Raw genomic sequence first — 26,914 nt, 5'->3', positions numbered from 1 at the left:
CTAAGCCACCGTCGAGACTATTGCTCCATTTTCGGGCAGGGTTAAGAACCCCTTCTACCAAGTTTAGCGGATCCCACCTGTCCTAACCTTCTACTGCGGGTACGACGCACTTGACGACCCCCTCCGGCTAGAGAGGGGGGCGCCCCTTCCCGCTGGGAAAAAACCCGCTAAAGTAGAAAGGATGTCAAGGTATGAGGTCATTGTGGTGGGTGGAGGCCACGCAGGGATCGAGGCTGCCTGGGCGGCGGCTCAGGTAGGGGCGAGGGTCGGCCTGATCACTAGCAACCCTGAGCGGATCGGGCTGATGCCCTGCAATCCGGCGGTGGGGGGGCCGGGCAAGAGCCAACTCGTCGCTGAGGTCGTAGCCATGGGCGGTTTGATGGGACGGCTCGCCGATGCTACCGCGATTCACACCCGGGTGTTGAACCGTTCCAAGGGGCCGGCTGTACAAAGCTTGCGGGTGCAGGTAGACCGGGACGCGTACGCCCTGGAGGCCCAGCGCGTCTTGCTATCCCACCCTCGGATTGAAAGTCTCCGGGCTGAGGTTGCAGCCCTTTGGGTGGAGGGGGGTGAGTTGTGGGGGGTGCTCACGGTCGATGGCCGAAAAATCCAGGCCTCTTCCGTCGTTGTGGCTAGCGGAACTTTCCTCAGCGGGGTGGTGTGGTATGGACGGCAGTCCCGCCCGGCAGGTCGCCAGGGCGAGCCCCCAGCCCGCTTTCTTTCCCAGAGCATCCGCGCAGTAGGCCATAGGATGCTCCGCTTCAAGACCGGCACCCCACCCCGAATCCGCGCCGACTCGGTGGACTACGCAGCGCTCGAGGTAGTCCCTCCGGATGTTCCCCCCCAGACTTTTGCAGGCGTCCCTGGACCACACGCCGCTGCCCGTCCTACCTGGCAGACCCGCACCACGGAGGCTACCCACCGCTTGATCCGGGAGAACCTCCACCTCTCTCCCCTGTATGGAGGGGACATCGAGGGGATTGGTCCGCGCTATTGCCCCTCGATTGAAGACAAGGTGGTCCGTTTTGCCGACAAGGAAACCCACCTGCTTTTTGTCGAGCCGGACGGGCTCGAGACCAGCGAGCTGTACCTGCAGGGGTTTTCCTCTTCTCTGCCCCCTCAACTACAGGAGCGGATGGTACGTACCCTACCGGGGTTTGAGAAGGCCGTCATCCAGCGGTATGCCTATGCCGTCGAATACGATGCGGTAGACGCGACCGAGTTGACCGCTGGGCTTCAGTCGCAAAAGTTACCGGGGCTGTTTACGGCGGGGCAAATCAATGGGACCAGCGGGTATGAGGAGGCCGCTGCGCAGGGGTTGATCGCGGGATTGAACGCGGCTCGCTTCGCTCGAGGGCAAGAAGAAATCCGCCTCTCTCGTGAATCGGGGTATATCGGGGTGATGATCGACGACCTAGTGCACCGAGGCACCGACGAGCCTTATCGGATGATGACCTCACGGGTTGAGCTGCGCCTGCTTTGTCGGGCGGACAACGCGGATGAGCGGTTGCTGCCCCTGGCGACTGAGGTAGGGTTGCGTACGCCGGGTGACCTGGAGAAGACGCAAGAGAAATACCGGCGGATCCAGGCTGAGCTCGAGCGGCTAGGATGCCTGCGCCTCGAGGGGGTCCCTGCCCTGCTCTGGCTGCGCCGCCCGGAGGTGACCTACGCCGATCTGGTGGCCCGCTTGGGCCCTTCGCCCCTTTCTCTTTCAGAGGAAGAGATCGAACAGGTAGAGATCCGCGCCAAATACGCTGGGTACATCCAGCGGCAGCAAAAGCTCTCTGAGCGGCTGAAAGAGCTGGCGTCCTACCACATTCCTCCGACCCTCGAATACCGCCATATCCCTAGCCTCTCCAAGGAAGCGGTAGAAAAGCTCTCCAAAATCAGGCCCGCGACGGTGGCCGAGGCCTCCCGGGTACCCGGGGTGCGCGACTCTGACCTCACCGCCTTGCTGGTGTATCTAAGCAAGGGTAGGGTGCCGGCCTGAACCTGGGGGTACGACGGACGGGTTTCACGGGAAACCTCACGGTGAAACAGCTTGACAGGGTTTCACGGGAAACCTTACGGTGAAACACATGCTAAGGAATGCCATAGAACCTATGGGGGAGCTTCAACTGGGTTTGCTATTGGGCCTGCTGATTGGGGAGGGCCACTTCGGCGGAGATGGGCGACAGGCCCAAGTGACCCTACGAATGCATGCCCGGCATCAGCCCCTTTTTGATTGGTTAAAAAACCTGCACCCGGAATCCAGGCTTTACGGCCCTTATTCCCATGGTGGGCGGAGCTATTACCAGTGGATGGTACGAGGCAAGCCGCTTAAGGAGTGGTTGGTGCCTCTACTGGACGCCCTGCCCTTGGCGGAGCTGGACGCGTACGTGCACGAGCGTTACCAGAAGATGAAAGAGCGCTACGGCCTGTGAGGTAACGGTGCCGCTATCGGACGACTCCTTGCAATTGCTCGAGCGTTCCCTTGGCGCGCTGGGGATGCCCGCGCTCTCCGCACGACAGCTTGAACAACTGGGGCAGCTGTATGACCTGCTGCTTGCGGCCAACGCCAAGACCAACCTCACCGCGATCACCGACGAGAGGGGATTTGTCCTCAAGCATGTGGTCGACTCCCTGACCTGTGGGCTTACCCGGAAGCTGGAGGGGAGGCAGCGGGTGATCGACGTGGGGAGCGGAGCGGGTTTTCCCGGTTTGCCCCTCAAGATCGCATGGCCCGCTTTGGAGATGACCTTGCTCGAGGCCACACGCAAAAAGGTAGAGTACCTGAATGGGGCTATTCGGGCGCTTGGCCTTCGGGGCGTGAGTGCCCTATGGGGTCGGGCGGAGGAGCAGGCCCACCGGGCGGAGTTGCGCGAGGTTTTCGACCGGGCGGTGGTGCGCGCCGTGGGGAGCGCCGCGACCGTGGCCGAGCTATGCCTGCCCTTTGTCCGGGTGGGGGGGTATTTGTTGGTGCAGAAGGGGCCTGAGGCCGAGGTTGAACTGGCTGTGGCCCAGCGGGCCATCCATACCCTGGGAGGGCGTTTGGTTGAGCTCCTCGAGCTGCGGTTGCCGGAGGTGGGGGATCGCAGAAAACTGCTGCTGATCGAAAAGATTGCCGAGACCCCGCAACCGTACCCGCGCCGCGCGGGCCTTCCGGCGAAGCATCCGTTATGCTAGAAGCGACGTGAAGCGCATCGGAGTGGTCAACCAAAAAGGGGGGGTGGGGAAGACCACCACCGCCGTCAATCTGGCGGCGTACTTATCCCAGGCGGGACAGCGGGTGTTGCTCGTGGACCTCGATCCTCAGGCTAACGCGACCTCGGGGCTGGGGCAGGAGACCCATAACGGCGGGATTTATGCCTTGCTGACCGGAGAGGCCAACCTCGAGCAGGTGGTGCAGGCGGTCAATCCCAGGCTACACCTCATCGGGGCGGAGTCCAGCCTGGTAGGGGCGAGCGCCGACCTGCTGGAGGACCCTTCGCGGTTGCGCAGGGTGCTCGAGCCGCTTACGGGTGAGTACGACCTTATCGTGTTGGACGCACCTCCCAGTTTGGGCCCCTTGACCCTTAATGTGCTGGCGGCTGCGCAGGGCCTGTTGATACCGGTACAGGCGGAATACTACGCGCTCGAGGGGATTGCCGGTCTGATGGAGACGGTGGAGCAGGTGAGGGTGCGGTTGAACCCCGGGCTGCGCATTTTGGGGATTGTGATCACCATGTACGACTCTCGCACCCTGCTCTCCCAGCAGGTGGAGGCCAACATCCGTGCCCACTTCGGCGAGCAGGTGTTCTGGACGGTGGTACCTCGCAATGTACGCCTGGCTGAAGCCCCTAGTTACGGCCAGGCCATCTCCACCTACGCCCCCACCTCGAGCGGGGCTCACGCCTACCGCCGTCTGGCCGAGGAGGTGATGCGCCGTGTCCAAGAAGCCTAGCGGGTTGGGCAAAGGGCTGGATGCTTTGCTGCCCAAGACCCAAGCGGCCCCGGTGAGGTTGCCCTTGGCCTTGATCAAGCCCGGCTCCTTCCAGCCCCGCCGCAATTTCGATCAGGAAGCCTTGGAGGAGCTCGCGGCCTCGATCAGGGAAAAGGGCCTGTTACAGCCGCTGTTGGTGCGGCCTAAGGGGGAAGGGTACGAGTTGATAGCCGGGGAGCGGCGTTGGCGGGCTTGCCAATTGGCCGGGCTGCAAGAGGTACCCGTGGTGATCCGCGACATCACCGACCGGGAGGCCCTGGAGCTGGCTTTAGTGGAAAACCTCCAACGAGAGGACCTCAACCCGGTGGAAGAGGCCCAGGGATACCAGCGCTTGGTGGAAATGGGGCTTTCCCAGGAGGAGATCGCCAAAGCGGTGGGTAAGGCCCGCAGCACGGTGACCAACGCCATCCGGTTGCTCCAGCTTCCCAAGAGCGCCCTGGCCGCGCTCGAGGCCGGAGAGATCACGGCTGGACATGCGCGCGCCCTGCTGGCACTGCCCCACTCCAAACGGGAGTGGGGGCTTGGGGAAATCCTCAGCAAAAACCTCAGCGTGCGCGACAGCGAGCGGCTGAAGGAGCGCGCCGAGCTACCGGTGGAAAGAAGCCCAGGGAGCCGACAGGAGGCCTATCCCGATATCGCCCGAAGCCTCTCGCGGCAGTTGGGCTGGAAGGTTCGGTTGGTAGGGGAGGAGCGGGGGAGGCTCGAGATTCGCTATCACTCCCGTGAGGAGCTCCAAGCCATCCTGGAACGGCTGGGCTACCAGAGCTGAACCCGGATCGCCCCCTCCCAGTCGGTACGGTGGACCTCCACGGAGTACCGCTCTAACCTGTGGAGCACCTCGGCGGCCGGGTGGCCGTAGTTGTTGCGCCCCACCCCGATAAGGGCCACTTTGGGGCGGGTTTTCTCCAAGAGCTCTTCTCCGGTGCTGGTTTTGGAGCCGTGGTGCCCTACCTTGAGCAGGTGGACCGGAAGCGCGGGCCAGTCCTCCTCGGCAACGGTAGGAGCATCACCGGTGAACAAGGCCCGGCGCCCCCGCCACTCAAGCACGAATACCAGGCTTCGTCCGTTGTCGTCGGGCTCGTCTCCTCGAGGTCCGAGGAAGCTCAAGCGGGCTTGGCCAAGCCGCAGCGAGCTGCCCCGTACAACCGTGCTTACCGGGACTCCGGCGTCCTGCGCCGCCTTGCGCAGGGCCAGGTCGAGGGGGTCTCGCGGCTGCGGCGGCCCGGCCAGCACCCTGCCCACCGGGACTTCGGCCAGCACCTCGGGGAGGGCGGCGATGTGGTCGGCATCGGGGTGAGTCGCTACCACCAGGTCGAGCTTGGGAATCCCTAAAGCATCGAGGGCGCGCACCACCCGCTCTGCTGCGTAGGGCCTTCCGCCGTCCACCAAGATGGCGGTTTGGTCTGGCAGGCGGATCAAGCTGGCATCTCCCTGACCTACATCGAGTTGCCAAATCTCGGCCCGCTGAAACTGGGCCGGCAGGATGCTCGAGAGCAGCGCGGCCGAGCCCAGCATAAGCGCACGTCGCCAGGGGAGGCGGTTGTACAGCGCTAACACCAGGGGAGCTAGCCCCAGGTAGTACAGGGCAAACCCCGAAGGAGAGATCTCGCCCCAAAAGAGCTGCGGCCCTCGGGCCAGCCAGCGGGTCAGCTCGATTGAGAGCTGGGAAAGGACCTCGATCGGAGGAGCCAAGATTCCCGCGAAGCCACTCCATAACCCTTTGATGAACGTCAGGGGCACCAGCAGGTTGAGCAAGGGCAAGACGGCCAAGTTAGCCAGGGGAGAGAGCAGCGCAAGCCGGTGAAAGTTATGAAGGAGGAGGGGGATCAGGAAAGCCTGCGCCGAGAGGGTGAGGGCGAAGACCTCAGCCAGATAACCCCTCCACCCCCTGGGTCGGGGCAACGCCGGCAGTAGCACCGCGATGCCCAGCACCGCCAGGTAGGAAAGCTGGAACGACAGGCTGAACACCGCGTAAGGTTCCCAGGCCAGATGGGCGGCCAAAGCCAGCATCCACCCGCTCAGGAGAGCGTTTCGGCCCTTTCCCAAGGCCAAGGCCAGCAACACCACCGTCGCCATCAGGCTGGCCCGCAGCAGGCTGGGGCTCGGGCCCGCCAGCAGAACGTAGGCCCAAGCGAGTGGGAGCGCCGCCCAGTAGCGGCGTGGCCCGAGCGGGTAAAGCAGGATCAGCCCTGCCCCTACCAGGATGCCTACGTTGAGGCCAGAGAGGGCTAGGGCGTGGGCCAGACCGGCCCGCTGGAACGCTTCGTATAGCTCTCCCAGCCCCTCGCGCTCGCCCAGGGTCAGCGCGGTGGCGAGGGCCGCCACCTCGGGGGAGAGGCCATGCTGTAGGGTTTGGCGGTAGCGGTCGTGGTAGGTGGGGCTGGCTGGCCGCCGGTACAGCACCCGCCGTACCTCGAGCACCGCCTTTACCCCCAGCCCCTTGAGCCAAAGGCTCTGGTCGAAGCCGCCAGGGTTGCGTTTGGGCTGCGGGCGCGCTAGGAGGCCCTCGAGGCGGTAGGCCCCGTCTTCCAAAGGGGGAAAGTGGCGGACGTACACCTTTCCCTGTGGGGTCCATAGAAACCCCCGGTGAAGCTGGCCTTCTAAGGTTACCTCCTGCCCGATCCTTGCCGCCCAAGGATCGCCCAGGGTAGATGCCCGCAGCATCACCAGCGCAAAAGCCCCCAGCGCTGCCCAGCGCACCCGCTCGGGGAGCCAAAACCCAACCAGCAACCCCAGGAACACCCAGGGGCTGAGCTGGCTCAGGGCGCCGAGCAGGGCCCCGGCACCCAAGGCATAGGGGATCATGGAACTACCAGCGGGCGCAGGCGCTCGAGGGTGCGCTCTCCAATTCCTCGTACCCGCAAGAGTTCGTCTACCGAGGCATAGGGGCGGCCTGCGATGATCCGGCGGGCGAGGGTGGGGCCTATGCCGGGAAGGGCCTCCAGCTCCTCGAGGGTAGCCCGGTTGAGGCTGATGGGCCCTTCCCGGGGTGCAGGGGAAGGGTTCGCCTCAAGCGGCGGGGGTGAGGGCGAAAGGCCTTGCGCTTCAGAGATCGGGGTAAAGTGGGGGAATAGCCGAGGCCACAGGCTGTAAAGCCCCAACCCCAGCACGCAAACCAGGTAAAGCCCGCCCAGAAGGGTCGGAAGGGGGAGGCCTACTCGGACAGACGCCACTCGATCAGCGCTAGCCCCGAACCCACTACGGCCACGCCGATCAGCCCCCATACGTCGCCGGTGGGGGTTAAAATCCGGTTGACCAGATGGGCTAGCGTCGCCCCGAGGGTAATCAGGCTCATCAGCTTGAGCAGCGTGGAGGTACCTCCCCGCCGGGCTGGGGCTGGAGCTATCGGCGGGGCTGGCGTAGGGGAGGCGGTCTCCTCTTCCCGAGGGAGCGTGGCCGGAGGCTCCTCCCAAACTTGGGTGGAGGCCTCCGCGCGCGGGCTAGGGGGCTCTTCCCAAACCGAGCTGCGCACCCGATCCCCGGCAGCGGTATTGCGCGGGTCACTATACGGTGGGGGCGGGGCTTGCTCGATGGTGGGGGTTACCGGGACCTCCTCGGGCTGGTCGATGTATGAGCGGGGGATTACCGGTTCGGCGGGGGCGGGCTCCGGATCAGGGGGGGTAGGCTGGGGCAGGGGAGAGGGCGAGGCGGCAGGCGGGTTGTCTACTGCGGTGGAGATGCCTTTTCGGGCTCGGATCACGTGCTCCTTGAGGGATTCTAGAAACATTTTGAGCTCGCTGACCTCGAAGGAGCGGAGGGGGACGGTCATGAGGGTATCGGTGTCGCTCAAGATCATCACCGTGCCCCCCTCGCCGCGGGTAATGCGGCGAATCCGGGTCAAGGGGGCGTATTGCTCCCCCTGCTCGTCTAACAGCCACAGTTCGCGCCCGGTTAGGGCCAGCAGTCCTCCCGGCCCCTTGAGTTGGGCCAGCACGGGTTCACGGACCAGCTCGGCTAAGCGGGTTTCATAGTTCATATACCGTAAGTGTACACTGCTCTCATGGTTGTGAATGGCAAAATGCCGCTTCGGGCGAAAGGTCTGCTGCTGGGTCATCGCGGTTCCCCCCGCGCAACCAGGGAGAACACCCTGGGCTCCTTTCGAGCCGCCCTTGAGGCCGGACTGGATGGGGTAGAGCTGGATGTCCAACGCACCCAGGACGGGGTGCTGGTGGTCCACCACGATTTCGAGCTGGAGGGGGTGGCGATCTCGGGGCTCTCTTGGGCCGAGCTCGCGGCCCGCGCTCCCTGGGTGCCGAGGCTCGAGCAGGTGTTTGAGCTTTACGAGGAGTTTCCCCGGGCGTACCTCAACCTCGAGCTCAAAAGCCAGCCGCCCTCGAGCGATGGACGCGAGTCCGACCTAGCCCGAGCCCTGGCGGCTTGGCCGCAGCGGGAGCGAGCTTGGATCAGCTCCTTCGACCCGTTGGCGCTTATCCGCCTAGGGAAGGCCGGCGTAGACGTGCCCATGGCCTTGCTCTACACCCAGCCGGAGGTGCTCGAACTGCTTCCCTGTCTGCCGGTGGGGGGGGTTCATCCCCACTTCTCCCTCCTCACCTCCGCGCAGGTGGCGGAGTTCAAGGCCCAGGGGTTGTTCGTGGTGACCTGGACAGTCAACGACCAAGCGACAGCCAAGCGGTTGTTCGAGTGGGGGGTAGATGGGGTCATCGGGGATCTGCCCCAAGAGCTGTTAGCGGCTCGGGGTTGACCTTCGCGCGGCCAAGACGGAGGAAACCATGGAAGGGGTGCGTTTTCGCGTCATCACCGCCAACGACCCGGATATCTTTCAAGAGCGCCTGAACCGCTTCATCGAGGAGCTAGCCGAGGATACCGTGTTGGTAGATGTAAAGTTCACCACCAGCGCCCAGGGGAATCAGGCCCTCTATACTGCGTTGGTGCAGTACAAAATCGTGGAGACCTGGAAGGACTGATAAGAAGGCTTGTGGTTGCGGCCGGGTATATGACGCCCGCTCAGGCTACGTGCAGCGCGTTCTCGATGCGCCTGAGGGCCAAAGGGATGTCCTCGTCGGCCAGGTCGCGGTGGGTGACGAAGCGTACCCGACTGCCCATCGCGTTAGCCAACACCCCGGCCTGGCGTAGCCGTTCCACAAAGTCGGCGGCGTGGGGAAGGTGGGCGTAGACCATGTTGGTCTGCACGGACTCGAGGTCTACCTCCACCTGCATCCGCAGGAGACCCTCGGCCAGCGCGCGGGCCATCTGGTGGTCGCGCTCGAGGTGCTTAGGCCCCTCGGTGAGGGCTAGGATTCCCGCCGCGGCCAGCACCCCGGCCTGGCGCATTCCCCCGCCCAGCATCTTGCGGTAACGCCAGGCCTCGGCCCGGTAGTCCCTAGGCATCAATAGCACCGACCCCACCGGGGCTCCCAACCCTTTAGAAAGACAGATCGAGACCGTGCGGAACCCCCGGGCCAGTTCGGCGGGCGCGACCCTCAGCGCGGTGGCCGCGTTGAACAGGCGGGCCCCGTCGAGGTGGGTGGGCAGCCCGGCTTCCTCTGCGACCCGCTGGATAGCCCGCCCGGCCTCGAGGGGGACCACCGTTCCTCCGGCATAGTTGTGGGTGTTCTCCAGCGCGATCAACCCCGTAGGGGCCTGGTGCGGCGAGGTGTGGATGGCTGCGCGCACCGCCTCGGGGTCGGGGACGCCGTAGGGGGCCTCGACCAGCCGGATCACCCCGCCCGCGAGGACGCTCAGCGAACCCGGTTCGTACTCGTAGATATGCGCCCCTTTGGGCGCGATCACCTCCTGGCCGCGTTGGAGATGGAGCATCAGGGCCACCTGGTTGGTCATGGTGCCGGAGGGCATGAAGAGCCCCGCTTCCAGGCCCAGCATCTCGGCGGCCAGCGCCTCGAGCTTGTTGACCGTGGGGTCTTCCGCGTACACGTCGTCGCCCACCTCGGCCTCAGCCATGGCGCGGCGCATGGCCGGGGTGGGCTTGGTCACCGTATCGGAGCGAAGGTCAATGACGCGCATGGCCACCATGATGCCCCAAAGCGGTCGGATTTGCCATCCTCAAAGGCATGTATCTCGCTGCGCGAAAGCAGAGAAAAGAGGGGGGGTGGGGGAGCTTCGCGGGGAGGGGCTCGCCGCCTCCGTGGGAGAAGGGGAAGAGCCTCGGGCCTGGACGGGGCTTACCCGGCTAGCGCCGCGAAACTGCTTCGCCGCGCAGCGAGGTGAAGCCTCGCGCCGCGCCACGGCGCAGTTCGAGGAGTTGTCACTCTTCCAAAGGATCCACTCGGCGCAAGCCCGGAAAACGTGAAAAACCCCTATCGGTGCTGACCAGGGTGGCTCCGCGCTCGATGGCCAGCGCTGCCATAAAAGCATCGTTGAGGTCATTGCCCCGCAGGCCCAAGCGTTGGCAGAGGTCTTCGAAGATGGGCAGATGGTTCGGGCCGGGTTCGACGAGCTGATATGCAGGATGCTTCCTCAGCGCATACAAGAAGGCGAACACATCCTGGGGCGGCGCGGCTAGATCTCCCAGCGAAGGGAGGGTGTTGATGCGCAGCACCTCGCGCTCGACCCAGCTCGGGACTCCGACGCCCTCTCCCGTTGTGAGCGAGCCGTTCAGCCAGGCGTAACAAGCCCGGTGTTGCGGCGCGTCTTGCCGGAAAGCATAGATCAGCACGTTGAAATCGAGCACATACACCGCTAGGACCCTCCCAGCTTGTGCAGGTCATACGCGAGATCGCTCGATTGGATGAGTTCTTTGAGCCGTTCCGGCGCAAAGTCAAAGACCTTACCGCTATCGAAGGTAGGGAGCTTAACCGGCTTACCAGGGTGGTACTGAAGCCGCAAACGGAGCGCCTCCTCAAGAAACTGGGTCAGGGTGATTCCCTGTCGGGCGGCCTCGGCCTTGGCGCGCCGGTACAGCTCGTCATCGATACGGAGGGTCGTTTACGCAAGTCAAATATATCAAATCTTTCATGTCTGTAGGGGCTCCCGCACCCTCGAGAGCAGCCCTACTCCCACCCCATAAATCCCAGCCAACAGCAGCCAGCCCACCGTGTAGCTGGCGCTTTGCTCCACCACGAAGCCGAATACCGGGGGAGCCAGGGCGATCCCAATCGAGGTGAAGATCAGCCCAAACCCTACCACCCGGCCCTCGAGGCCCCTCGGCGAAAGCTCGGTGAGAAGCGAGAAGTGCAGGCCTTGCCAGCCCAGCGCGGTTGCACCGAACAGGATGACGATCGCCGCCTTGAACCACAAGGGCGTGCCTACCGGCAGCCAAGCCAGCGAGAGGGCGCAAAGAGCCGCCAAGGCCACGATGCTCACCAGCAGCGGCTTGCGCCGCCCGCCCAGCCGGTCGGACATCCACGACCAGAAGACGCGGCTGAAGGCCCCAGCCAGATTGGCTGCGGTGAGCAAGGCCGCGCCGATCAATTCGGAGAGGCCAAAGCGCTCTTTCAGGAAGAGGATCAAGTAGGTGATCATGATGAACTGCCCGGTAGGCAGGGTCATACCGGCGATGGCGGCCAGCAAGATGTCGCGCTGGCTGAGGATTCGGCTCAGTGGCGGGCTTCGAAGGATGGGTTGCGGCCCGCTCGAGCCCTGCTCCTGGTAGAGCCAGCCCGTTACCCAGGCCGCGAGTAGGGCGATCAGCCCAATCCCTAGCGAGGCCCAGCGCCAGCCGAAATGCTCTGCGATGAGCGGAAGAAGGGCCGAGGCCACCGCCCCGCCCAGGGGAACTGCCATCTGCCGCAGCCCGATCACCGTCCCACGTTGCGTAGGTGGAAAAGCCTGAGCCACTGCTTGCGAGCCTGCCGGGGTGGAGGTAGCGACCACCAGGCCGACCCCTACCAACAACCCCAGGAAAAGGAACTCGGCTCGAGCCACCAGCGGGATCAACAGGGTCAGCCCAGCGGCGGTGAGTGCAGCCAGGATCAGCACCCGGCGGCTGCCGAAACGATCGGTCAGCCAACCTGCCGGCAGAGCACCCAGCATGGTGCCCAGGTAGATGAAGGTGTTGAGGAGGCCCACCGCAGTGAGCGAAAGTCCTAAGTCGGTGCGGAGGTAGGGCGAAAGGGTGGGATAAGCGAAGCCGATGGCTGAGATGGCGGTCCCGGCGGTTATGGCCGCGGCGAGAACGGCCCAGGGCGATTTCACGAGGCTTTAGTATACGGCTAAGTACACGGGCAACGATTGTTTTACGCCGTACGCAAGACGCGCGCGTAAATCTTGTTGCCAGGGCCTCGGGTGCCCACCGCCCCGGCGCGCAAAGCAATTAAGAGCGATACCCTCAGGCCCCTGCGCGCAAAAATTCATTGATGAGGCGGATGGCTTCGCGCAACACCGGTTCGGGCTGGACCAGGGCGAAGCGCACGTAGCCGTACCCACCGGGGCCAAACCCCCGCCCCGGCGCGAGGGCCACCCCGGTCTTGGCCACCAGGTCCTTGCAAAACTCGAGGTCGTCCAGCCCCTGGGGCAGTTGGGTCCAGAGGTACATACAGGCTTTGGGCTCTGGTACCTTCCAGCCGACCTCCCCTAACGCCTCGACCAGCGCCCTGGCCCGGCGCTGCCACACTCCGGCGTCTCGCCGCACCCGCTCTTCGGGTAGCCCTAAGCAGGCGATGCCCATGCGCTGGATCCCGGCGTACTGGTTGAAGTCCACCGGGCCTTTGACCGCCTCCAGCGCACCCAGGGCCTCGGCGTTGCCCAAGGCGAAGCCCAGCCGGAAACCCGTCAGGTGGTAGCTCTTGGAGAAGCTGAACAGCTCTACCACGCGCTCTTTGCCCCCGGGCAGGGCCAGGGGAGAGGGGGCTTGGCCCGCGTACACCTGGTCCACGTAGGGGTTGTCGTGGACCAAGAGCAGGCCGTATCTCTCGGCGAAGCTCAAGGTATCCCTCCACCAGGCTTCATCGGCTAAGGCAGAGGTTGGGTTATTGGGGTAGTTGAGCAGGAGTACCTTGGACTTACGGGCCACTTCCTCGGGGATGGCCTCGAGCACCGGCAGGAAGTCGGGGCCAAGAGGGATCAGGTGGGGCTCGAGCCCCGCCACTTTCGCCGCGCCGAAGTAGCTCGGATAGGCTACCTCGGGCAGCAGGAGGCCATCGCCGGGGTCCGCCACCGCCAAGAGCAGGTGAGCCAGCCCCTCCTGCGAGCCGATCAGCGCCAGAGCCTCGCGGCCAGGATCTAGCTCGAGGCCGTAGCGGCGAGCATACCAAGCCGTAGCGGCCTCCAGAAAAGGCCGCGTTCCCGATTTGAGGCAGTAGCCGTAGGTGCTGGGATCGTCCACCGCGGTTTTGAGCGCTTCCAGGGCTTCGTGGGGTGGGGGCAGGTCGGAGGTTCCGATCGAGAGATCGATCACCCGGAGCCCGCGGCGTCGGGCCTCGGACTTGGCCTGATCCATCTCGAGGAAGATGGTTGGTTCCGGTGTGCGCTTAGAACGAAACATGCTCCCATTGTAGAAGCAGGGGCGATCCTCCTGGGAGGAGGCGGCCCGAGGGCTCGAGGCAGGCCCGGCCGGTGCCACCGGCCAGGACGCGCTTCTAGCCCTTCACTTGACAAGCGGAAAGCTTTGGGCTAATCTAGCTAACACGCGTTATTAACACGAGTTAGTAAAGCCTAGGACGGTAATTATTGCCCTATTCTCCGCTAGGGAGGTAACCATGGAGCAGGTGCCAGAACCAGGAGCGATGCAAAGGCCCAGAAGGCTGCCTCCGGCTTTGCGACAGTTTTTCAGTCGTGAGGCCCTAACCGGCTGGCTCTTCATCCTCCCTGCTTTTGTGGGTTTCGTGCTGTTTTATCTGCTGCCTTCGATCCGCGCCTTCTCCATCAGCTTCACCGATTGGAACCTGCTGCGTCCCCCCAGGCCGGTGGGGCTGGAAAACTACCAAGCCCTGGTGGCCGACCCCAACTTCTGGCACGCGCTGAAGGTCACCGGGCTCTACGTGCTCTTCAACATCCCCCTGCAAACCGTGCTTGCGCTGCTGCTGGCAGTTTTGATGGATCGCTTGGTGCGCTCGATCTTCGTGCGGGCGGTTATCATCCTGCCCTACCTGCTTTCGAACGTGGTGGTGGCGATGATCTTCCTGTGGCTGCTCCACCCCATCCTGGGATACGTCAACGTTTTCCTGAGCAGCTTGGGCCTCGAGCGCCAGCCCTTCTTCGGCTCGCCCGACCAGGCCCTGGCGACGGTGGCCGGGGTCAACATCTGGCGGCACATGGGCTTTACGGCCCTGCTGTTCTACGCCGGTCTGCAGTCCATCCCGCGCTCGCTCTACGAGGCTGCCGCCATCGACGGGGCTGGGGAGTGGCGCATGTTCTGGCGCATTACCCTCCCGCTTTTGCGCCCGGTGACGGTCTTCGTGCTCGTCACCAGCGTCATCGGCTCCTTCCAGATCTTCGACACCGTGGCGGTGGCAACCGGCGGCGGCCCCACCTACGCCACGCGGGTAATCGTCTGGTACATCTACGAGAACGCGTTCCAGTTTTTCAAGATGGGCTACGCCTCGGCCATGTCGATGGTGCTTTTCCTGATCCTGGTGGTCTTCACCCTGCTCCAGATGCGCCTCTTCCGGGCGGGCCACTCCGATCTGGCATAGGAGGTTTTGCATGCGCAATCGCGCGGCATACCCACTGACTTTGGGGCGAATCGTGGCCTGGACGCTGCTGGCGGTGCTGATTTTCATCACCCTCTTTCCGCTATGGATCGTGATCAAGACCGCGGTCACCCACCCTAAGGAGCTCTTCCAGCAAGCCTCCCTCCTCTTTCCCTCCGACCCCACCCTCCTCAACTTCCGGCGGGTGCTAGGGCTGGTGAGCCTCGAGGAGAACCTGGCGGTGGGCGGCGTGGCCAACATCAACTTCCTCACCGCCATGCGCAACTCGGTGCTCTTCACCCTCACCATCGTCGTCTCCCAGACCTTCTTCAGCGCCATGGCCGCCTATGCCTTCGCCCGGCTGCGCTTCCCCGGGCGCGACGGGATCTTTTTCCTCTTCCTGGCCGCGACCATGATCCCCGGCGCGGTGCTGTTCATCCCCAACTTCATCCTGATCAAGAACCTGGGCTGGCTCAACACCTTCCAGGGGATGGTGGCGCCCTTCGTGCTGATGACTCCCTTCGCGGTGTTCTTCCTGCGGCAGTTCTTCCTGGCCGTGCCCAAGGAACTCGAGGAGGCTGCCCACCTCGACGGGGCCACACCTTTTTACATCTTCTGGCGCATCGTCCTGCCCATCAGCAAGACCCCTTTGGTCACCCTGGCGATTCTCACCACCATCAACACCTGGAACGAGTTCTTCTGGCCCTGGATCGTCAGCAAGGATAACAACATGCAAGTCCTCACCGTGGCGCTGAAGGTGTTCCAGTCCCAGACCCCGCAGGGCTCGCCGGACTGGACGGGCCTGATGGCCGCTACCTTCCTGGCCATCATCCCGGTGTTCATCCTGCTGGTGGTATTGGGGCGGCAGGTGGTGGAGTCACTGCAGTTCAGCGGTCTGAAATAGCCCTCTTCTCCCATGGGAAAGCTCGAGCGAAGTGAAAGGGGTGAGGTAAGCAGCCAACAGGAAAACGAAGGGTTTTTGGGCTACCGGCAATTAAGAATCCTTGCCAATTGAGGAGGGACCCGTGCACCAAGTTTTTCGCAGGACAGTCATCGCAGCAGTCGCGGCCTTAGCCGCCCAGGCTTTCGCCCAGACCGAGATCACCTACTGGCTGTGGGACTCCAACCAGCAGCCAGCCTATCAGACCTGCGCCAACGCCTTCCAGAAGGAGAACCCCGACATCAAGGTAAACATTGTGCAGAAGGGTTGGGATGACTACTGGACGGGCCTCACCACCGGTTTTGTCTCCGGTACCGCTCCCGACGTCTTCACCAACCACCTGGCCAAGTACCCCGAGTTCGCTAGTAACGGCCAGATCGTGGACATCGCTCCTCTGATCAAGCGCGACGGGGTCAAGACCGACATCTACTACCCCGGGCTGTACGAGTTGTGGGGGCGCGGCGGCAAGCAGTACGGCCTGCCCAAGGACTGGGACACCATCGCCATCGTCTACAACAAGAAACTGCTCAAGGACGCCGGAATCAGCGAGGCCACCCTCCGCACCTGGACCTGGAACCCCAAGGACGGGGGCAGTTTCGAGCGGGTGATCGCCCAACTCACCAAGGACAAGAACGGCAATAACGGACTTTCGAAGAATTTCGACCCTAAGAACGTCGTGCAGTACGGCTTTGTCATCAACGGCTCCGGCGGCGGCTACGGCCAGACCGAATGGAGCTGGTTGGCGGTGTCCAACGGCTTCAAGTTCAACGACGGACCCTGGGACACCAAGTACTACTACGACAGCCCCAAGCTGGCCGAGACCATCCAATGGCTGGCCGACCTCAGCCTCAAGAAGGGCTACATGGTTCCCATCTCCGACGTGAGCCGCCTGGGATCTGAGGCGCTGTTCACCTCGGGTAAGGTGGCCATGCTGCCCCACGGTTCGTGGATGATCAAGTGGTTCAAGGACAACGCCAAGTTCGACGTGGGCTTCGCCTTGCTGCCCATTGGACCCAACGGGCGCAAGAGCATGTTCAACGGCCTGGCCGATTCTATCTGGACAGGCAGCAAGAAACAGGAGCAAGCCTGGAAGTGGGTCAAGTTCCTGGGCTCGCCTGCCTGCCAGAACATCGTGGGATCGTATGGCGTGGTCTTCCCGGCGATCAAGTCGGGGGTGGACGCGGCTTTGCAGGCGCATAAGAAGAATGGCCTGGACGTAAGTGCCTTCACCACCATCGCCAACACCAAGGGGGCGACCTTTCTATTCCCCATCACCGACTATGCATCCGAGATCAGCAGCATTATGAGCGCCGCGATGGACTCAATCTTCCTGGGCAAGGCCAAGGCTGCCGACGCGCTCAAGGAAGCCAACGCCAAAGTCAACGCGCTCTTTAAACGATAGATATGGAACCCTCGAGGCGCTCGTATGCCGGCAATAGCCACCGGTTGCTTGTGCTAGCGTAGGGATCAGGACGCCTCGAGGGGCCACCGTTCGCTTTGCGGTTTAGTTGTTCGACCAAGGAGTTGATGCTTTTATGCCCAAGATCACTTTTATCGGCGCGGGGAGCACGGTCTTTGCCAAAAACCTGATGGGCGACATCCTGAGCTTCCCCGAGCTCTCCGAATCCACCCTGGTGCTCTACGACATCAACGCGGAGCGGCTAAAAACCTCGGAGATCGTGGCTCACCGGCTGGCGCAGAGCCTCGGAGTCAGGCCGCAGATCCTCGCCACCACCGATCGCGAAAGGGCGCTCGAGGGGGCCCATTACGCCATCAACATGATCCAGGTCGGCGGGTACAAACCCGCCACCGTCATCGACTTTGAGATCCCCAAAAAGTACGGCCTGCGCCAGACCATCGCCGACACCTTGGGCATCGGCGGGATCATGCGGGGGCTGCGCACCATCCCCGTGCTGTTAGAGATGGCCCGCGACATGGAGCGGCTATGCCCTGAGGTGCTGCACCTCAACTACGTCAACCCCATGGCTATGAACACCTGGGCCTTGCTCAAGGCCACCCGCATCAAGACGGTGGGGCTGTGCCACAGCGTGCAGGGCACCGCCGAGCAGCTCGCCCAGGACATCGGGGTGCCGGTGGAGGAAATCAACTACCTCTGCGCCGGGATCAACCACATGGCCTTTTACCTCAAGTTCGAGCGGAACGGGGAGGACCTCTACCCTCGGATTCGGGCCTTCCTCGAATCCGGAAAAACCGCCTACCGCGGCCACGGCGCGGTGAAGCTACCCGATAGCGTGCGCTACGAAGTATTCCGCCGCTTGGGCTACTTCGTCACCGAGAGCAGCGAGCACTTCAGCGAGTACGTGCCGTGGTTTATCAAGCGGGACCGCCCCGACCTCATCGAGAAGTTCGGCATCCCCCTCGACGAATATATCCGCCGCTGCGAGGAACAGATCGCGGGGTGGGAGGAGCTGCGGGACGAACTCGAGCGCAGCGCCGAGCCCCTCCCCGTCCACCGCAGCCACGAGTACGGCTCTCTCATCATCCACAGCCAGGAGACCGGCACCCCGCGCGTCGTCTACGGCAACGTGCTCAACCACGGCCTCATCGACAACCTGCCGCAGGGCTGCTGCGTGGAGGTGCCTTGCCTGGTGGACAAAAACGGCATCCAGCCCACCCGCGTCGGTCCCCTTCCGCTCCACCTGGCCGCCCTCATGCAGACCAACATCAACGTACAGTCGCTGGTGGTCGAGGCGGTGCTCACCGGCAGGCGCGAACACGTCTACCACGCGGCGATGCTCGACCCCCACACCGCCGCCGAGCTCGACTTGGAGCAAATCTGGAACTTGGTGGACGAGCTGCTGGCCGCCCACGGTGACTGGATTCCCGAGCCGCTGCGCCCCGGAGAGGCCGTTGTGAGAAGCTGAGAATGCGGGGCTTCCCGGGGAAACCGCATCCAGGCTGTCCTCAAGGCGAGGGTAGGTTCGTCCCGGCCTTGCTCAGTCCGGCTATAATGGTCGAGGAGCTTGAAGGGCCACATGACCGGGAAGCCTCGAGTCACCAGCTACCAAGTCGCTCGGCGCGCTGGGGTCTCCAGGACCACGGTGTCCTTGGTGCTCAACGGGGTTCCTGGCGTCAACATCCGGGAGGAAACCCGGCAGCGGGTGCTCAAAGCAGCCCAGGAACTCGGTTACGTGCCCAACGCCGCTGCCCGCAGCCTGGTCAGCGGCCAGACCCTCACCATCGGCTTGGTGGTCTCCCACGCCGAGCACCTTCAGGTCGATGCGTACATTCCCCAACTGCTCTATAGCCTCAGCCACACCAGCCACCAGCACGGCTACCGGGTACTGTTGGAGACGGTGGAGGACGTCTCCAGGCCCGATGCCTATTTGGAGCTGGTGCGGGGCCAGCGCATCGACGGCCTGATCGTGGTCAACCTCCGCTCCGACGACAGCCAGCTACCCGAGCTCATCCAGCGCAACTTCCCGGTGGTGCTGATCGGTTTTCGCCAGTGGCCAGGGCTGGAATCGAAGGTCTACTCGGTGGAGACCGACGACCAGGCCTCGAGCGAGCAGGCGACGCGCCACCTCATCGCCTTAGGCCACACCCGTATCGCCCACATCACCTTCTCGCCCGAGAACTACTACGCCACCCAGAACCGCCACCGAGGGTATCGCCGTGCGCTCGAGGCGGCGGGGCTGGAGTACGACCCGGCGCTGGTCCAGTTCGGCAACTACTCCGCCGCCAGCGGCTACGAGGCCATGCGGCGGCTGCTGCGCCGCAAACCCTACCCCACCGCCCTCTTCGCCGGGAACGATACCATCGCGTTGGGGGCGATGGCGGCCATCCACGAGAAGGGCCTGCGCATTCCGCAAGATATCGCCGTGGTGGGCTACGACGACATCCCCACCGCGCCCTACATGACCCCCCCGCTCACCACGGTTCGGGTTCCGGCGGTGGAGCAGGGCCGCCTGGCGGTGGAGATGCTCTCGAGCCTGATGCAGGGCAACCCCCCAGAGCACCCCCATATCCGCCTGCCCACCCCCCTGATCGTCCGCGAGTCCTGCGGAGCGAAGCGGGGAAGGGCGGTTAGCGCTGGGGGGTGAGGGTCTTCCCAGTGATCATCTCGATGGTCTTGGGCAGCAGCGGAAAGATGGCCTCGAGGGCGGCCAGCGCATCCTCTGCCTCGCCGGGTAGGTTCACGACCAGGCTTCGCCCCCGGGTGCCCACCACCCCCCGCGAGAGCACGATGTGCGGCGAAGCCCCGAGGCTCGCGCGCATCTGCTCGGCCAGGCCGGGCACCTCGCGCTCGAGCAGTTCGCGGGTGGCCTCGGGGGTGTTGTCGCGGGAGGAGAGGCCAGTCCCCCCGACGGTGAGGATTAGCTCGTAGCCTTCGCGATCGGCCCATAGCCGGAGCACCCGCTTGATCTGGGCTGATTCCTGGGGTACCAGCTCGTAGGCCGCCACTTCGAAAGGACCCGCAGCTAGAGCCTCGCGCAAGGCGGTGTGGGTGGTGTCGGGGCGTACGCCCCGCGCCGCCTCGTCCGAGACCGAGAGAATGCCCACCCGGATCATGAACCTCAGTTTAGTCCAGCGGGGTTGGGGAAGTTGGGTTATGTGCACGCCGCCGGGTTCAGGCCTCGAGCCCGGGCTCTGACGAGAGGATGATCCACCGCGTTTAGCGTACGGCACCAGGTCGGTCAAGAAGGCGGCGCCCCGGGGATTTCCGGGCCCAGGATGGGGGGGTATGACTTTCCTCCGCGTCCCTTCCCCTGTACCCTGAGGGCATGTGGGTTAAACCCGTCTCCCTGATCGGGCGCTACATCCGGCTCGAGCCCCTGACCCTCGAGCACGCCCCCTTGTGGGCCCGCCACCACGACCCCGAGCTGTTTGCCTATATGTCCCGCGGAGCCCCGCAAGAGGGCAGCGCGGAGGGGTACCGGGCCTATATCGAACGGCTCAACGCCGAGCCCGATCGCATAAACTTTGCCATCCGCAAGGGCGATGACTTCGCCGGGCGCATCTCCTACATCCATATCAACGAGGCGCACAAAAACCTGGAGATCGGCACCTTCATCGTGCGGGAGTATCAGGGAACCCAGGTCAACCCCGAGGCCAAGTATCTCTTGCTCAAACACGCTTTTGAAGACCTGGGGGCCATCCGGGTGCAGTTCATGGTGGATCTCCGCAACGAGCGAAGCCAGCGGGCCATGGAAAAGCTGGGGGCGGTGCGCGAAGGGGTGCTGCGCAAGGCGGCGATCCTTCCCGACGGACACCGGCGTGACTCGGTGGTGTATAGCATCCTGGACGACGAATGGCCCACGGTAAAGGCCAGGCTCGAGGAGCGTTTGGGTTACCGGGCCGCGCAAGAGGTCAGGTGAGCCGGGGGGCGCGCCCCCGTCCTTTGCGCGGGGGTAAGGCGTCCCAGTCCTGCTCGAGGTGGCGCTGAAGGTCCTGGATCTGCTGCTCCTCGACCGTGTGTACGATCTTCTCCAGGGCGCTGGTGGCCGCCTCTACCACCTGGGCGTGCTGAAAGAGGCGCTCGCGGACGGGCTTGTCCAGGTCGGGTTGGGCTAGCAACGCACGCACTGCCCCCAGCACCCGCCGGCCACTGATCAGGTGCAACCGCAGATCGTGAATGTACGCTGGGCCAGCTAGGGCAATGCTGTGTTGCCGGGTCTTGGGCTCGCGCCAGCGTTTGAGGTCGCCGCGCTCCACCATCGGGCGTACCACCTTGAGCAGCGCTGACTTGCTGACCTCGAGCGCAGTGGCCAGCTCGCCCAGGGTCTGGGGCTCAGCCACCGTGAGCAGCAGCGCGACTAACCGTCCTTCGAGGATAGGCCGACCCACTTGCTCATAGGCATCGCTCACTTCGTTGATAAACTGGTTGATCTCCATAGCCTGATGCGGGGGCGCGAAGTACGGAAGACGCCCGGGAAGTGGCTAGCGGCTGTGGATTATCTTAGTTCGTGTCCAGGTAATGCCCCGGGATCGTTAACGGGTAGGTTCATGATCGCGAGGCGAGGTTTTGTGCTGGGTAGATTAATTTCATGCCCCGCATCCTGGTGATTGATGACGATCCCGGGGTGGTGAACTTTTTGCGGCGAGGCCTTTCGCTGGAGGGCTTTGAGGTGTGGACGGCCACGGAAGGCTTGGCCGGCCTCGAGGTATTCGAGCAGGTGGAGCCCCACCTGGTAATCTTGGACCGGAGACTGGTAGGGATGGGCGGGCTCGAGGTGCTGGAAAGGCTGCGGGCGGCTCACCCTCAGGTGCCGGTGGTGCTTCTCAGCGGCAGCGACCCCAAGCCGGGCGAGCAGGTCAACCCGGACGTGACCTATCTGGTCAAGCCGGTGAACTTCGACATCTTGATCTCCACGATTCGATCCTTGTTACAAGGTCGGGGCAGCAACGCGACGTAGGGAAAAGGGGTGAGCGCAAAGCGCCAAATCGGCGTTGGGGCGCGCTCCCCAAGCCCATATTGGGCCCACGGCCTCTTCAGGATGATCCGCCGCGCTTGGCCCGTTGAACACCAAGTTGCCCGGGCCTATTTCTCCAGGTAACCTGGACTCTAGTGACCTGGAACGATGCCCTGGCCTACAGCGTTTTGGCCCTCACCTACTTGGGCTTGGGGCTGGGGTACTTGCCTGGCTACCGCATGAACCGAGCCGCCATCGCCATCACCGGGGCGGCGCTTTTGGTGGTGCTAGGGGTGTTGAACCTGGAGGAGGCTTGGGCGGCCCTGGACCCCAACACCCTGGTGTTTCTCTTCGGGGTGATGGTGCTGAACGCCCATCTGGGCTACGCCGGGTTTTTTCCTTTGGTCATGGACCGGCTGATGCACTTTGCCAGGTCGCCGCTGGGGCTTTTGGTCTGGCTTACCTTTGGGAGTGGGCTGCTCTCCGCGCTCTTCCTCAACGATACGATGGCGATTTTGCTGACCCCGTTGGTATTGGCCCTCACCCGGGGCCTCGCCCTCCCGCCCGTTCCTTACCTGCTGGCCCTGGCTGGAGCCACCAACATAGGCAGCGTGGCCACCCTTACCGGGAACCCACAGAACATTCTGGTGGGCAGCTTCTCGCGCATTCCCTATCTGGAGTTTGCCCTGGCCCTAGCCCCGATAGCTCTGGCGGGCCTGGCGCTTCAAGTGGGCCTCCTATGCCTACTGTATCCGGCGGTGCGCTCGAGAGCACCCCTGCCCCCGCTTCCACCGCTGCGCTTCCGCTTCCGGCGGGGCCTGCTGACCAAAGGACTCTTGATCACGGCGGGGTTGTTGGGGGCGTTCTTGCTCAACTACCCCTTGGCCCAAGCCGCCCTGATCGCCGCCGGGTTGTTGCTGTTGAGCCGCCGCATTCGCTCGGAGCGGTTTTTTTCCCGGGTGGACTGGGAGCTGTTGGTGATGTTCTCGGGGCTTTTTATCGTGACCCGGGCGGTGGGAGAATTGGGGCTTTTGGAGCCCTTGGAGGCCCTGGCTAAGTCTTCCTGGGGCCTGCTATGGGTCACGGCGGGGCTCTCCAACCTGATCTCCAACGTACCCGCGGTCCTCTTGCTCCATCCCCTCATAGGGCAGGCCGACACCCAGGGCTGGCTCGTGCTGGCGGCAGCCTCCACGTTAGCGGGCAACCTTACCCTTTTGGGCTCGGTGGCGAATCTGATCGTAGCCGAGGCGGCCCGACGCGAGGGCTACAGGCTGGGTTTCCTCGAGCACCTCCGCTTTGGCCTTCCGCTCACCCTGCTCACGCTGCTCTTGGCGTACGGGTGGATTCACCGGTGAAAATCTGCCGGGGCCTACTCCTTTCCCTGAAGTTGCAGCAGATAGGGGTTGCTCCGGACTTCGTGCTCGAGGGTGGTGGCGGGACCGTGACCCGGCCAGACCGTGGTCTTGGGAGGAAGCTGCAGCAGCCGCCGCAGCGAGGCTGCCAGCTCCTCGACGTTTGCACCCGGCAAGTCGTAGCGGCCGATTCCTCCTTTAAACAGCACGTCCCCGCTCACCAAGTTTCCGCTCTCGGCGGAGTAAAAGCCCACGTGCCCCGGGGCGTGGCCAGGCAGGAAAAGCACTTCTAACCTTAGCCCGAAGTCCAGCCTCTGGCCTTCAGCGAGGAAGCCAGCGGGCTCGGGCGGCCTGGGTACGGACAGCCCCCAGCGGGCAGCGGCCTCAGGAGCGTGGCGGTAAAGCTCGAGGTCTTGCGGGTGGAGGTATATCGGCAGATGCAGTTGCTCGGCCAGCGGGGCCACCGCGCCTACGTGGTCGAAGTGAGCGTGGGTGAGCAGGATGGCCTCGGGCCTCAGCCCCACCCGACGGATCTCGGACAGGATACGCCCGGCCTCGTCGCCGGGATCCACCACCACCCCCCGCCCATCTTCCCCTACGAGCAAATAGGTATTCTCCTGGAGCGGCCCCACGCGCAGGGAGTAGATCCTCACCGCTCGACCTCCCGTCCGCTGCCTTGCCAGTCCAGCATCGAGCCCAGGTAGTTCTTGGCTTTGATCCCTTCGCTTCGCAAAATCCAGAAAGCCACCGCGCTGCGCGTGCCCGAGCGGCAGTACACCCCTACCTCGTCGCCGGGTTGCAGCTCGAGCTGGCTCAGCGCCCCCGGCTGGAAAAACCGGTCGAGCGGCAGCGACCGGGCCCCGGGGATGTGCCCAGCGGCGAACTCGTCCGGGCGGCGCACATCCACCAGGCGCGGATGCTGGGCGGCCTCCTCGAGCGTGAGCAGGATCTCCCGGTTGAGCTTGGCCCAGGGGCGGCTGGGGGTGGGTTGGACCGGTTCGGTCGAGGTGGCCTGGGCCTCCCAGCCGCTGGGCCACAGGTAAACCTCGAGCCCCGAGAGGGCCAGGAGGTACGCCGTGCGCCCCGCTGCGCCGGTCAGGCCTTGATCGTAGACCACTACGGGGCGATCCGGGGTCGCCCCCAGTTGGCCGTTGAGGTGGGCCAGGGATTCCTCAAGCGCCGCTAAATCCGCAGGGGTATGCAGCTTAGGTGAGGTCGAGGAGAGATCCAGGTTGATGGCCCCCGGCAGGTGACCTGCCGCGTAGAGTTGGGGGGCGCGGGTATCGATCAAAAGAGCGTTTTCTGGGGCACGCTGCACGATCATGAGGGCATTGTACCTCTGGCGTGCAACGCCCGCTCTATGCGCTCGAGCGCTTCTTGCAAGATCCCCCGGCTGGTGGCGAAGTTGAGCCGCGCGAATCCCTTGAAGGTTGCTCCGAAGGTAGATCCCTCGTTGAGGGCGACCTTGGCCTTTTCGAGCAAGAAGCGGTGCGTATCTTCGATCTTCAAAGCCCGCAAGTCGAGCCAAGCCAGATAGGTAGCTTGGGGCGGGATGTACTTGACTTCCGGGAGCCTTGCGCGCAGGAATGCGCCCAGAAAGTCACGGTTGGCCCTAAGGTAGCGGCGGGTGTCCTCGAGCCAGGCGCGTCCGCGCTGCAAGGCCGCGGTCCAAGCAGCCATCGCAGCTACGTTGGGGTGGCCCATTACCCCCCGGGTGGCCTTTTGCATGCGGGCTAGAAGCTCTGGGTTGTGGCTGATGGCTACGCCTCCGCCCAGCCCGGCGGTGTTGAAGGCCTTGCAGGGGCCGGTGAGGGTAACGGTGCGCTGGGCGACCTCCGGGGCGATGGAGGCAAAGGGGATGTGCTCTCCCTCGTAGACCAGGCCCGCCCAGAGCTCGTCCACCATCACCCATAGGCGGTGGCGCAAGGCAAACTCGGCCAGGCGCTCCAGCTCACCCCGGGTGAACACCCGCCCGGTGGGGTTGTGCGGGTTGCAAAGCAGGAGCATCCGGGTTCCCGGGCTCACCAGGCTCTCGAGATGGTCAAAGTCGATCTCCCAGTGCCCAGAAGGGCCGAGCGCCATCGGGCTAGCTCGGGTGACCCGGTGGTACTCGCTCAGAGCGCTCAGGAAAGGCGGGTAAACCGGAACCAGGGTGATCACCTCATCCCCCACGCTGGTAAGCCCCAGGATACTGGCGTAAATCCCCGGCACCACGCTGGTGGTGAGCCAGAGGTTTTCCCGGCTCAATCCCTTTAACCCCATCGCCTCTTGCTGGGCGAGGATGGCCTCGAGCAGCTCAGGGTCGCCTGCTCCTTGAGGGTAGCCGATGCGTTTGGATAGCCGGGCCGCCACGGCCCGCAAAATTTCCGCGTCCACAGGGAAGTCCATGTCCGCCACCCATAGGGGCAACACCTCTTCGCCATAGAGCGACCACTTCACCGAGTGGGGGCCTTTGATCTCGGCCATCTCGAGGGAGTCGTAAGGATGTGACATGGAGATAGCATAAAACCAAGGGCATACCCCGATGCTTGCCGGGAGGTTTCTGGCGTTTAGTAGGAGCGCTGCACGACCCTAAGTCCCTGCGCCTCGAGCCACTCCGTCACCCAGCCTACGGCGGCCTTAACACCCGCCGTGACCAGAGGAGCCCCGAAGCTCGAGACCCCCACATAGATCCCATGCGCGCTGGGCCGGACCTCGATCAGGACTTGCTGGGTGAGGTCTTCTTCCTCAAGGTGGGTCAACAATACCAAGCCGGTACCCTCGAGCGCACGGTAAGCTTGGAGCAGAATCGCGTGCCCGCCGGTAAAGGGGACCACCTGTTTCTCGAACGACTGGATTTGGGGGAGCTCTCCGCTCAATAGGGCGTGGGCCATGGAAAACCTCTCGATCACCGGCCAGGGCTCGGGATCTTCGCCGGTTTTGGTAAACACTGCGTGGTAGAAGCTGCGGTTTTGCTCCTTCCACTTGAGGGCGTATTTGGTCTCGAGGTGATGGGGGGGTGGGGGCGGGGTCTTTACGTCAAATAGACCGCTGGCTCGAGCTTGCTCCTGGGCGAAGCGCCAATACTCCTCATGATCGGTGGTCAGGAGAAGTTGGCCACCGTCTATCAACCGGGTCGAGAGCCGACGAAAAAACTCCGTTTGCAGGAGCCGCTTCTGCTCGTGTTTGGCCTTGGGCCAGGGGTCGGGGAAGTTTACGTAGACCCGGTAGAGCGAGCGCGGGGCGATGAAGTTGCGTAGGGCAAAGCGGGCCTCGCCGTGGTAGAGCCGCACCGTCCGGATCCCCTCGCGGCGCATTCGCTTGAGCGCCCGTGCCACCGATCCTGCCGAGACCTCCACCCCTAGGATGTTCCAGTCGGGATTTCGGCGGGCCATCTCGGCGGTAAACCGTCCGTCCCCATGGCCAATCTCGAGCACCAGCCTGCCCTCCCGCCCAAAGAGGCGGGTTTGGGAGAGCGGGAACTCGAGCGACCCAGCCCGGAGCAACATCGCGATCAGGTTACACCATCCAAGGGCTCCAAAAGACTCCCCACATGGCCCTTGACACTGCTCAAAGGGTTTGGTATTCTTCTCGTTGCGCCTATCGGAAGGTAGGCGGGGGATCATGAAAAGTGGGCAGTAAGGGAGCGGCGAGATAAGGTTGTATAGTTGCCGAGGGTCAAGATGATAAGGGCACACGGTGGATGCCCTGGCACCCGAGCCGAGGAAGGACGTGATTACCTGCGAAAAGCCACGGGGAGC

Annotated in this window: 29 protein-coding genes and 1 rRNA gene; 16 read left to right on the top strand and 14 right to left on the bottom strand. The window is 63.9% G+C overall.

Features of this window, described 5'->3' with window-relative positions; translation table 11 throughout:
- The first annotated feature begins 181 nt into the window (after positions 1 to 181).
- The 5 genes from mnmG (at position 182) to DNA98_RS16500 (ending at position 4,730) form a co-directional block, all read left to right on the top strand.
- A complete protein-coding gene (gene mnmG / locus DNA98_RS16520) occupies positions 182 to 1,990 on the top strand; it encodes a tRNA uridine-5-carboxymethylaminomethyl(34) synthesis enzyme MnmG (protein ID WP_110532490.1) in 1,809 nt (602 codons plus the stop codon).
- A 112-nt stretch (positions 1,991 to 2,102) separates the two neighbouring features.
- On the top strand, positions 2,103 to 2,423 hold the full coding sequence (locus tag DNA98_RS16515) for a hypothetical protein (RefSeq protein WP_110532489.1): 321 nt from the start codon (positions 2,103 to 2,105) through the stop codon (positions 2,421 to 2,423).
- 7 nt (positions 2,424 to 2,430) lie between these two features.
- On the top strand, positions 2,431 to 3,165 hold the full coding sequence (gene rsmG / locus DNA98_RS16510; protein WP_174720047.1) for a 16S rRNA (guanine(527)-N(7))-methyltransferase RsmG: 735 nt from the start codon (positions 2,431 to 2,433) through the stop codon (positions 3,163 to 3,165).
- A gap of 7 nt (positions 3,166 to 3,172) precedes the next feature.
- Entirely contained in the window at positions 3,173 to 3,922 is a 750-nt protein-coding gene (locus DNA98_RS16505; RefSeq protein ID WP_110532488.1) for a ParA family protein, read from the top strand.
- Entirely contained in the window at positions 3,906 to 4,730 is an 825-nt protein-coding gene (locus tag DNA98_RS16500) for a ParB/RepB/Spo0J family partition protein (protein ID WP_110532487.1), read from the top strand. The genes DNA98_RS16505 and DNA98_RS16500 overlap by 17 nt, the downstream gene beginning before the upstream one ends.
- Here the strand turns inward: DNA98_RS16500 and DNA98_RS16495 are convergent.
- From DNA98_RS16495 to DNA98_RS16485, 3 genes are read right to left on the bottom strand one after another with little or no spacing between them, the layout of a single operon-like run.
- The gene (locus DNA98_RS16495; protein ID WP_110532486.1) at positions 4,718 to 6,766 is read right to left on the bottom strand and encodes a DNA internalization-related competence protein ComEC/Rec2; all 2,049 of its coding nucleotides are present in this window, start codon (positions 6,764 to 6,766) and stop codon (positions 4,718 to 4,720) included. The two genes, DNA98_RS16500 and DNA98_RS16495, sit on opposite strands and share 13 nt — an antisense overlap.
- Positions 6,763 to 7,134 (bottom strand): ComEA family DNA-binding protein, encoded by a 372-nt coding sequence (locus DNA98_RS16490; protein ID WP_370444455.1) that lies wholly within the window; start codon positions 7,132 to 7,134, stop codon positions 6,763 to 6,765. The genes DNA98_RS16495 and DNA98_RS16490 overlap by 4 nt, the downstream gene beginning before the upstream one ends.
- Positions 7,116 to 7,937, bottom strand: a complete 822-nt coding sequence (locus tag DNA98_RS16485) for a hypothetical protein (protein WP_110532484.1) — start codon at positions 7,935 to 7,937, stop codon at positions 7,116 to 7,118. The genes DNA98_RS16490 and DNA98_RS16485 overlap by 19 nt, the downstream gene beginning before the upstream one ends.
- 24 nt (positions 7,938 to 7,961) lie before the next feature.
- On the opposite strand from DNA98_RS16485, the gene DNA98_RS16480 reads away from it, so the two are divergent.
- Complete coding sequence (locus tag DNA98_RS16480) at positions 7,962 to 8,663, top strand: glycerophosphodiester phosphodiesterase (protein ID WP_233493270.1); 702 nt, start codon at positions 7,962 to 7,964, stop codon at positions 8,661 to 8,663.
- Between the two features lie 28 nt (positions 8,664 to 8,691).
- Positions 8,692 to 8,886: a hypothetical protein gene (locus DNA98_RS16475; protein ID WP_110532483.1), complete on the top strand. Its 195-nt coding sequence runs from the start codon at positions 8,692 to 8,694 to the stop codon at positions 8,884 to 8,886.
- A 40-nt stretch (positions 8,887 to 8,926) separates the two neighbouring features.
- On the opposite strand, the gene DNA98_RS16470 is transcribed toward DNA98_RS16475, so the two are convergent.
- The 5 genes from DNA98_RS16470 to DNA98_RS16450 form a co-directional block, all read right to left on the bottom strand.
- Positions 8,927 to 9,943 carry a low specificity L-threonine aldolase gene (locus DNA98_RS16470; protein ID WP_110532497.1) on the bottom strand — a complete coding sequence of 339 codons (1,017 nt, stop codon included), beginning with the start codon at positions 9,941 to 9,943 and terminating at the stop codon, positions 8,927 to 8,929.
- A 241-nt stretch (positions 9,944 to 10,184) separates the two neighbouring features.
- The gene (locus DNA98_RS16465) at positions 10,185 to 10,616 is read right to left on the bottom strand and encodes a TA system VapC family ribonuclease toxin (protein ID WP_110532482.1); all 432 of its coding nucleotides are present in this window, start codon (positions 10,614 to 10,616) and stop codon (positions 10,185 to 10,187) included.
- 2 nt (positions 10,617 to 10,618) lie between these two features.
- Entirely contained in the window at positions 10,619 to 10,852 is a 234-nt protein-coding gene (locus DNA98_RS16460; protein ID WP_110532481.1) for a hypothetical protein, read from the bottom strand.
- 39 nt (positions 10,853 to 10,891) lie between these two features.
- Positions 10,892 to 12,073, bottom strand: a complete 1,182-nt coding sequence (locus DNA98_RS16455) for an MFS transporter (protein WP_165364084.1) — start codon at positions 12,071 to 12,073, stop codon at positions 10,892 to 10,894.
- A gap of 133 nt (positions 12,074 to 12,206) precedes the next feature.
- Positions 12,207 to 13,361 carry an aminotransferase class I/II-fold pyridoxal phosphate-dependent enzyme gene (locus DNA98_RS16450; RefSeq protein WP_110532480.1) on the bottom strand — a complete coding sequence of 385 codons (1,155 nt, stop codon included), beginning with the start codon at positions 13,359 to 13,361 and terminating at the stop codon, positions 12,207 to 12,209.
- A 241-nt stretch (positions 13,362 to 13,602) separates the two neighbouring features.
- Here DNA98_RS16450 and DNA98_RS16445 point away from each other — a divergent pair, with 241 nt between their 5' ends.
- From DNA98_RS16445 to DNA98_RS16425, 5 genes are all read left to right on the top strand, one after another.
- Positions 13,603 to 14,511: a carbohydrate ABC transporter permease gene (locus DNA98_RS16445; RefSeq protein ID WP_110532479.1), complete on the top strand. Its 909-nt coding sequence runs from the start codon at positions 13,603 to 13,605 to the stop codon at positions 14,509 to 14,511.
- A 10-nt stretch (positions 14,512 to 14,521) separates the two neighbouring features.
- The gene (locus DNA98_RS16440; protein WP_110532478.1) at positions 14,522 to 15,412 is read left to right on the top strand and encodes a carbohydrate ABC transporter permease; all 891 of its coding nucleotides are present in this window, start codon (positions 14,522 to 14,524) and stop codon (positions 15,410 to 15,412) included.
- A gap of 121 nt (positions 15,413 to 15,533) precedes the next feature.
- Positions 15,534 to 16,850: a sugar ABC transporter substrate-binding protein gene (locus DNA98_RS16435; RefSeq protein ID WP_110532477.1), complete on the top strand. Its 1,317-nt coding sequence runs from the start codon at positions 15,534 to 15,536 to the stop codon at positions 16,848 to 16,850.
- Between the two features lie 133 nt (positions 16,851 to 16,983).
- Complete coding sequence (locus DNA98_RS16430) at positions 16,984 to 18,333, top strand: alpha-glucosidase/alpha-galactosidase (protein WP_110532476.1); 1,350 nt, start codon at positions 16,984 to 16,986, stop codon at positions 18,331 to 18,333.
- Positions 18,334 to 18,444: 111 nt separating this feature from the next.
- A complete protein-coding gene (locus tag DNA98_RS16425; RefSeq protein ID WP_110532475.1) occupies positions 18,445 to 19,512 on the top strand; it encodes a LacI family DNA-binding transcriptional regulator in 1,068 nt (355 codons plus the stop codon).
- Here the strand turns inward: DNA98_RS16425 and DNA98_RS16420 are convergent.
- Complete coding sequence (locus DNA98_RS16420) at positions 19,496 to 19,981, bottom strand: molybdenum cofactor biosynthesis protein B (protein ID WP_110532474.1); 486 nt, start codon at positions 19,979 to 19,981, stop codon at positions 19,496 to 19,498. The two genes, DNA98_RS16425 and DNA98_RS16420, sit on opposite strands and share 17 nt — an antisense overlap.
- Before the next feature lie 212 nt (positions 19,982 to 20,193).
- On the opposite strand from DNA98_RS16420, the gene DNA98_RS16415 reads away from it, so the two are divergent.
- On the top strand, positions 20,194 to 20,787 hold the full coding sequence (locus DNA98_RS16415; protein ID WP_110532473.1) for a GNAT family N-acetyltransferase: 594 nt from the start codon (positions 20,194 to 20,196) through the stop codon (positions 20,785 to 20,787).
- Here DNA98_RS16415 and DNA98_RS16410 read toward each other — a convergent pair.
- Entirely contained in the window at positions 20,780 to 21,304 is a 525-nt protein-coding gene (locus DNA98_RS16410; RefSeq protein ID WP_110532472.1) for a hypothetical protein, read from the bottom strand. The two genes, DNA98_RS16415 and DNA98_RS16410, sit on opposite strands and share 8 nt — an antisense overlap.
- Before the next feature lie 152 nt (positions 21,305 to 21,456).
- Here DNA98_RS16410 and DNA98_RS16405 point away from each other — a divergent pair, with 152 nt between their 5' ends.
- Both DNA98_RS16405 and DNA98_RS16400 read left to right on the top strand, forming a co-directional pair.
- Positions 21,457 to 21,825 carry a response regulator transcription factor gene (locus DNA98_RS16405; protein WP_110532471.1) on the top strand — a complete coding sequence of 123 codons (369 nt, stop codon included), beginning with the start codon at positions 21,457 to 21,459 and terminating at the stop codon, positions 21,823 to 21,825.
- Between the two features lie 152 nt (positions 21,826 to 21,977).
- Positions 21,978 to 23,177, top strand: coding sequence for an anion transporter (locus tag DNA98_RS16400; RefSeq protein ID WP_110532470.1), 1,200 nt, complete (start codon positions 21,978 to 21,980; stop codon positions 23,175 to 23,177).
- A gap of 14 nt (positions 23,178 to 23,191) precedes the next feature.
- Here DNA98_RS16400 and DNA98_RS16395 read toward each other — a convergent pair whose 3' ends face one another.
- Genes DNA98_RS16395 through trmB form a run of 4 tightly spaced genes read right to left on the bottom strand, consistent with a single transcriptional unit; the run spans position 23,192 to position 26,662 of the window.
- Positions 23,192 to 23,827, bottom strand: a complete 636-nt coding sequence (locus tag DNA98_RS16395; protein WP_110532469.1) for an MBL fold metallo-hydrolase — start codon at positions 23,825 to 23,827, stop codon at positions 23,192 to 23,194.
- Positions 23,824 to 24,498, bottom strand: a complete 675-nt coding sequence (locus tag DNA98_RS16390) for a sulfurtransferase (RefSeq protein ID WP_110532468.1) — start codon at positions 24,496 to 24,498, stop codon at positions 23,824 to 23,826. Before DNA98_RS16390 ends, DNA98_RS16395 begins: the two co-directional genes overlap by 4 nt.
- The gene (locus tag DNA98_RS16385; RefSeq protein ID WP_110532467.1) at positions 24,495 to 25,667 is read right to left on the bottom strand and encodes a MalY/PatB family protein; all 1,173 of its coding nucleotides are present in this window, start codon (positions 25,665 to 25,667) and stop codon (positions 24,495 to 24,497) included. The genes DNA98_RS16390 and DNA98_RS16385 overlap by 4 nt, the downstream gene beginning before the upstream one ends.
- Before the next feature lie 56 nt (positions 25,668 to 25,723).
- Positions 25,724 to 26,662, bottom strand: a complete 939-nt coding sequence (trmB, locus tag DNA98_RS16380; protein ID WP_110532466.1) for a tRNA (guanosine(46)-N7)-methyltransferase TrmB — start codon at positions 26,660 to 26,662, stop codon at positions 25,724 to 25,726.
- A gap of 167 nt (positions 26,663 to 26,829) precedes the next feature.
- On the opposite strand from trmB, the gene DNA98_RS16375 reads away from it, so the two are divergent.
- Positions 26,830 to 26,914 (top strand): 23S ribosomal RNA (locus DNA98_RS16375); the annotation flags it as partial.

Origin of the sequence: Meiothermus sp. Pnk-1 (genome assembly GCF_003226535.1) — a bacterium.
Classification (GTDB): Bacteria; Deinococcota; Deinococci; order Deinococcales; family Thermaceae; genus Allomeiothermus.
The sequence above is the reverse complement of the archived record's forward strand: the minus strand, read 5'-3'. Positions and strand labels throughout refer to the sequence as shown.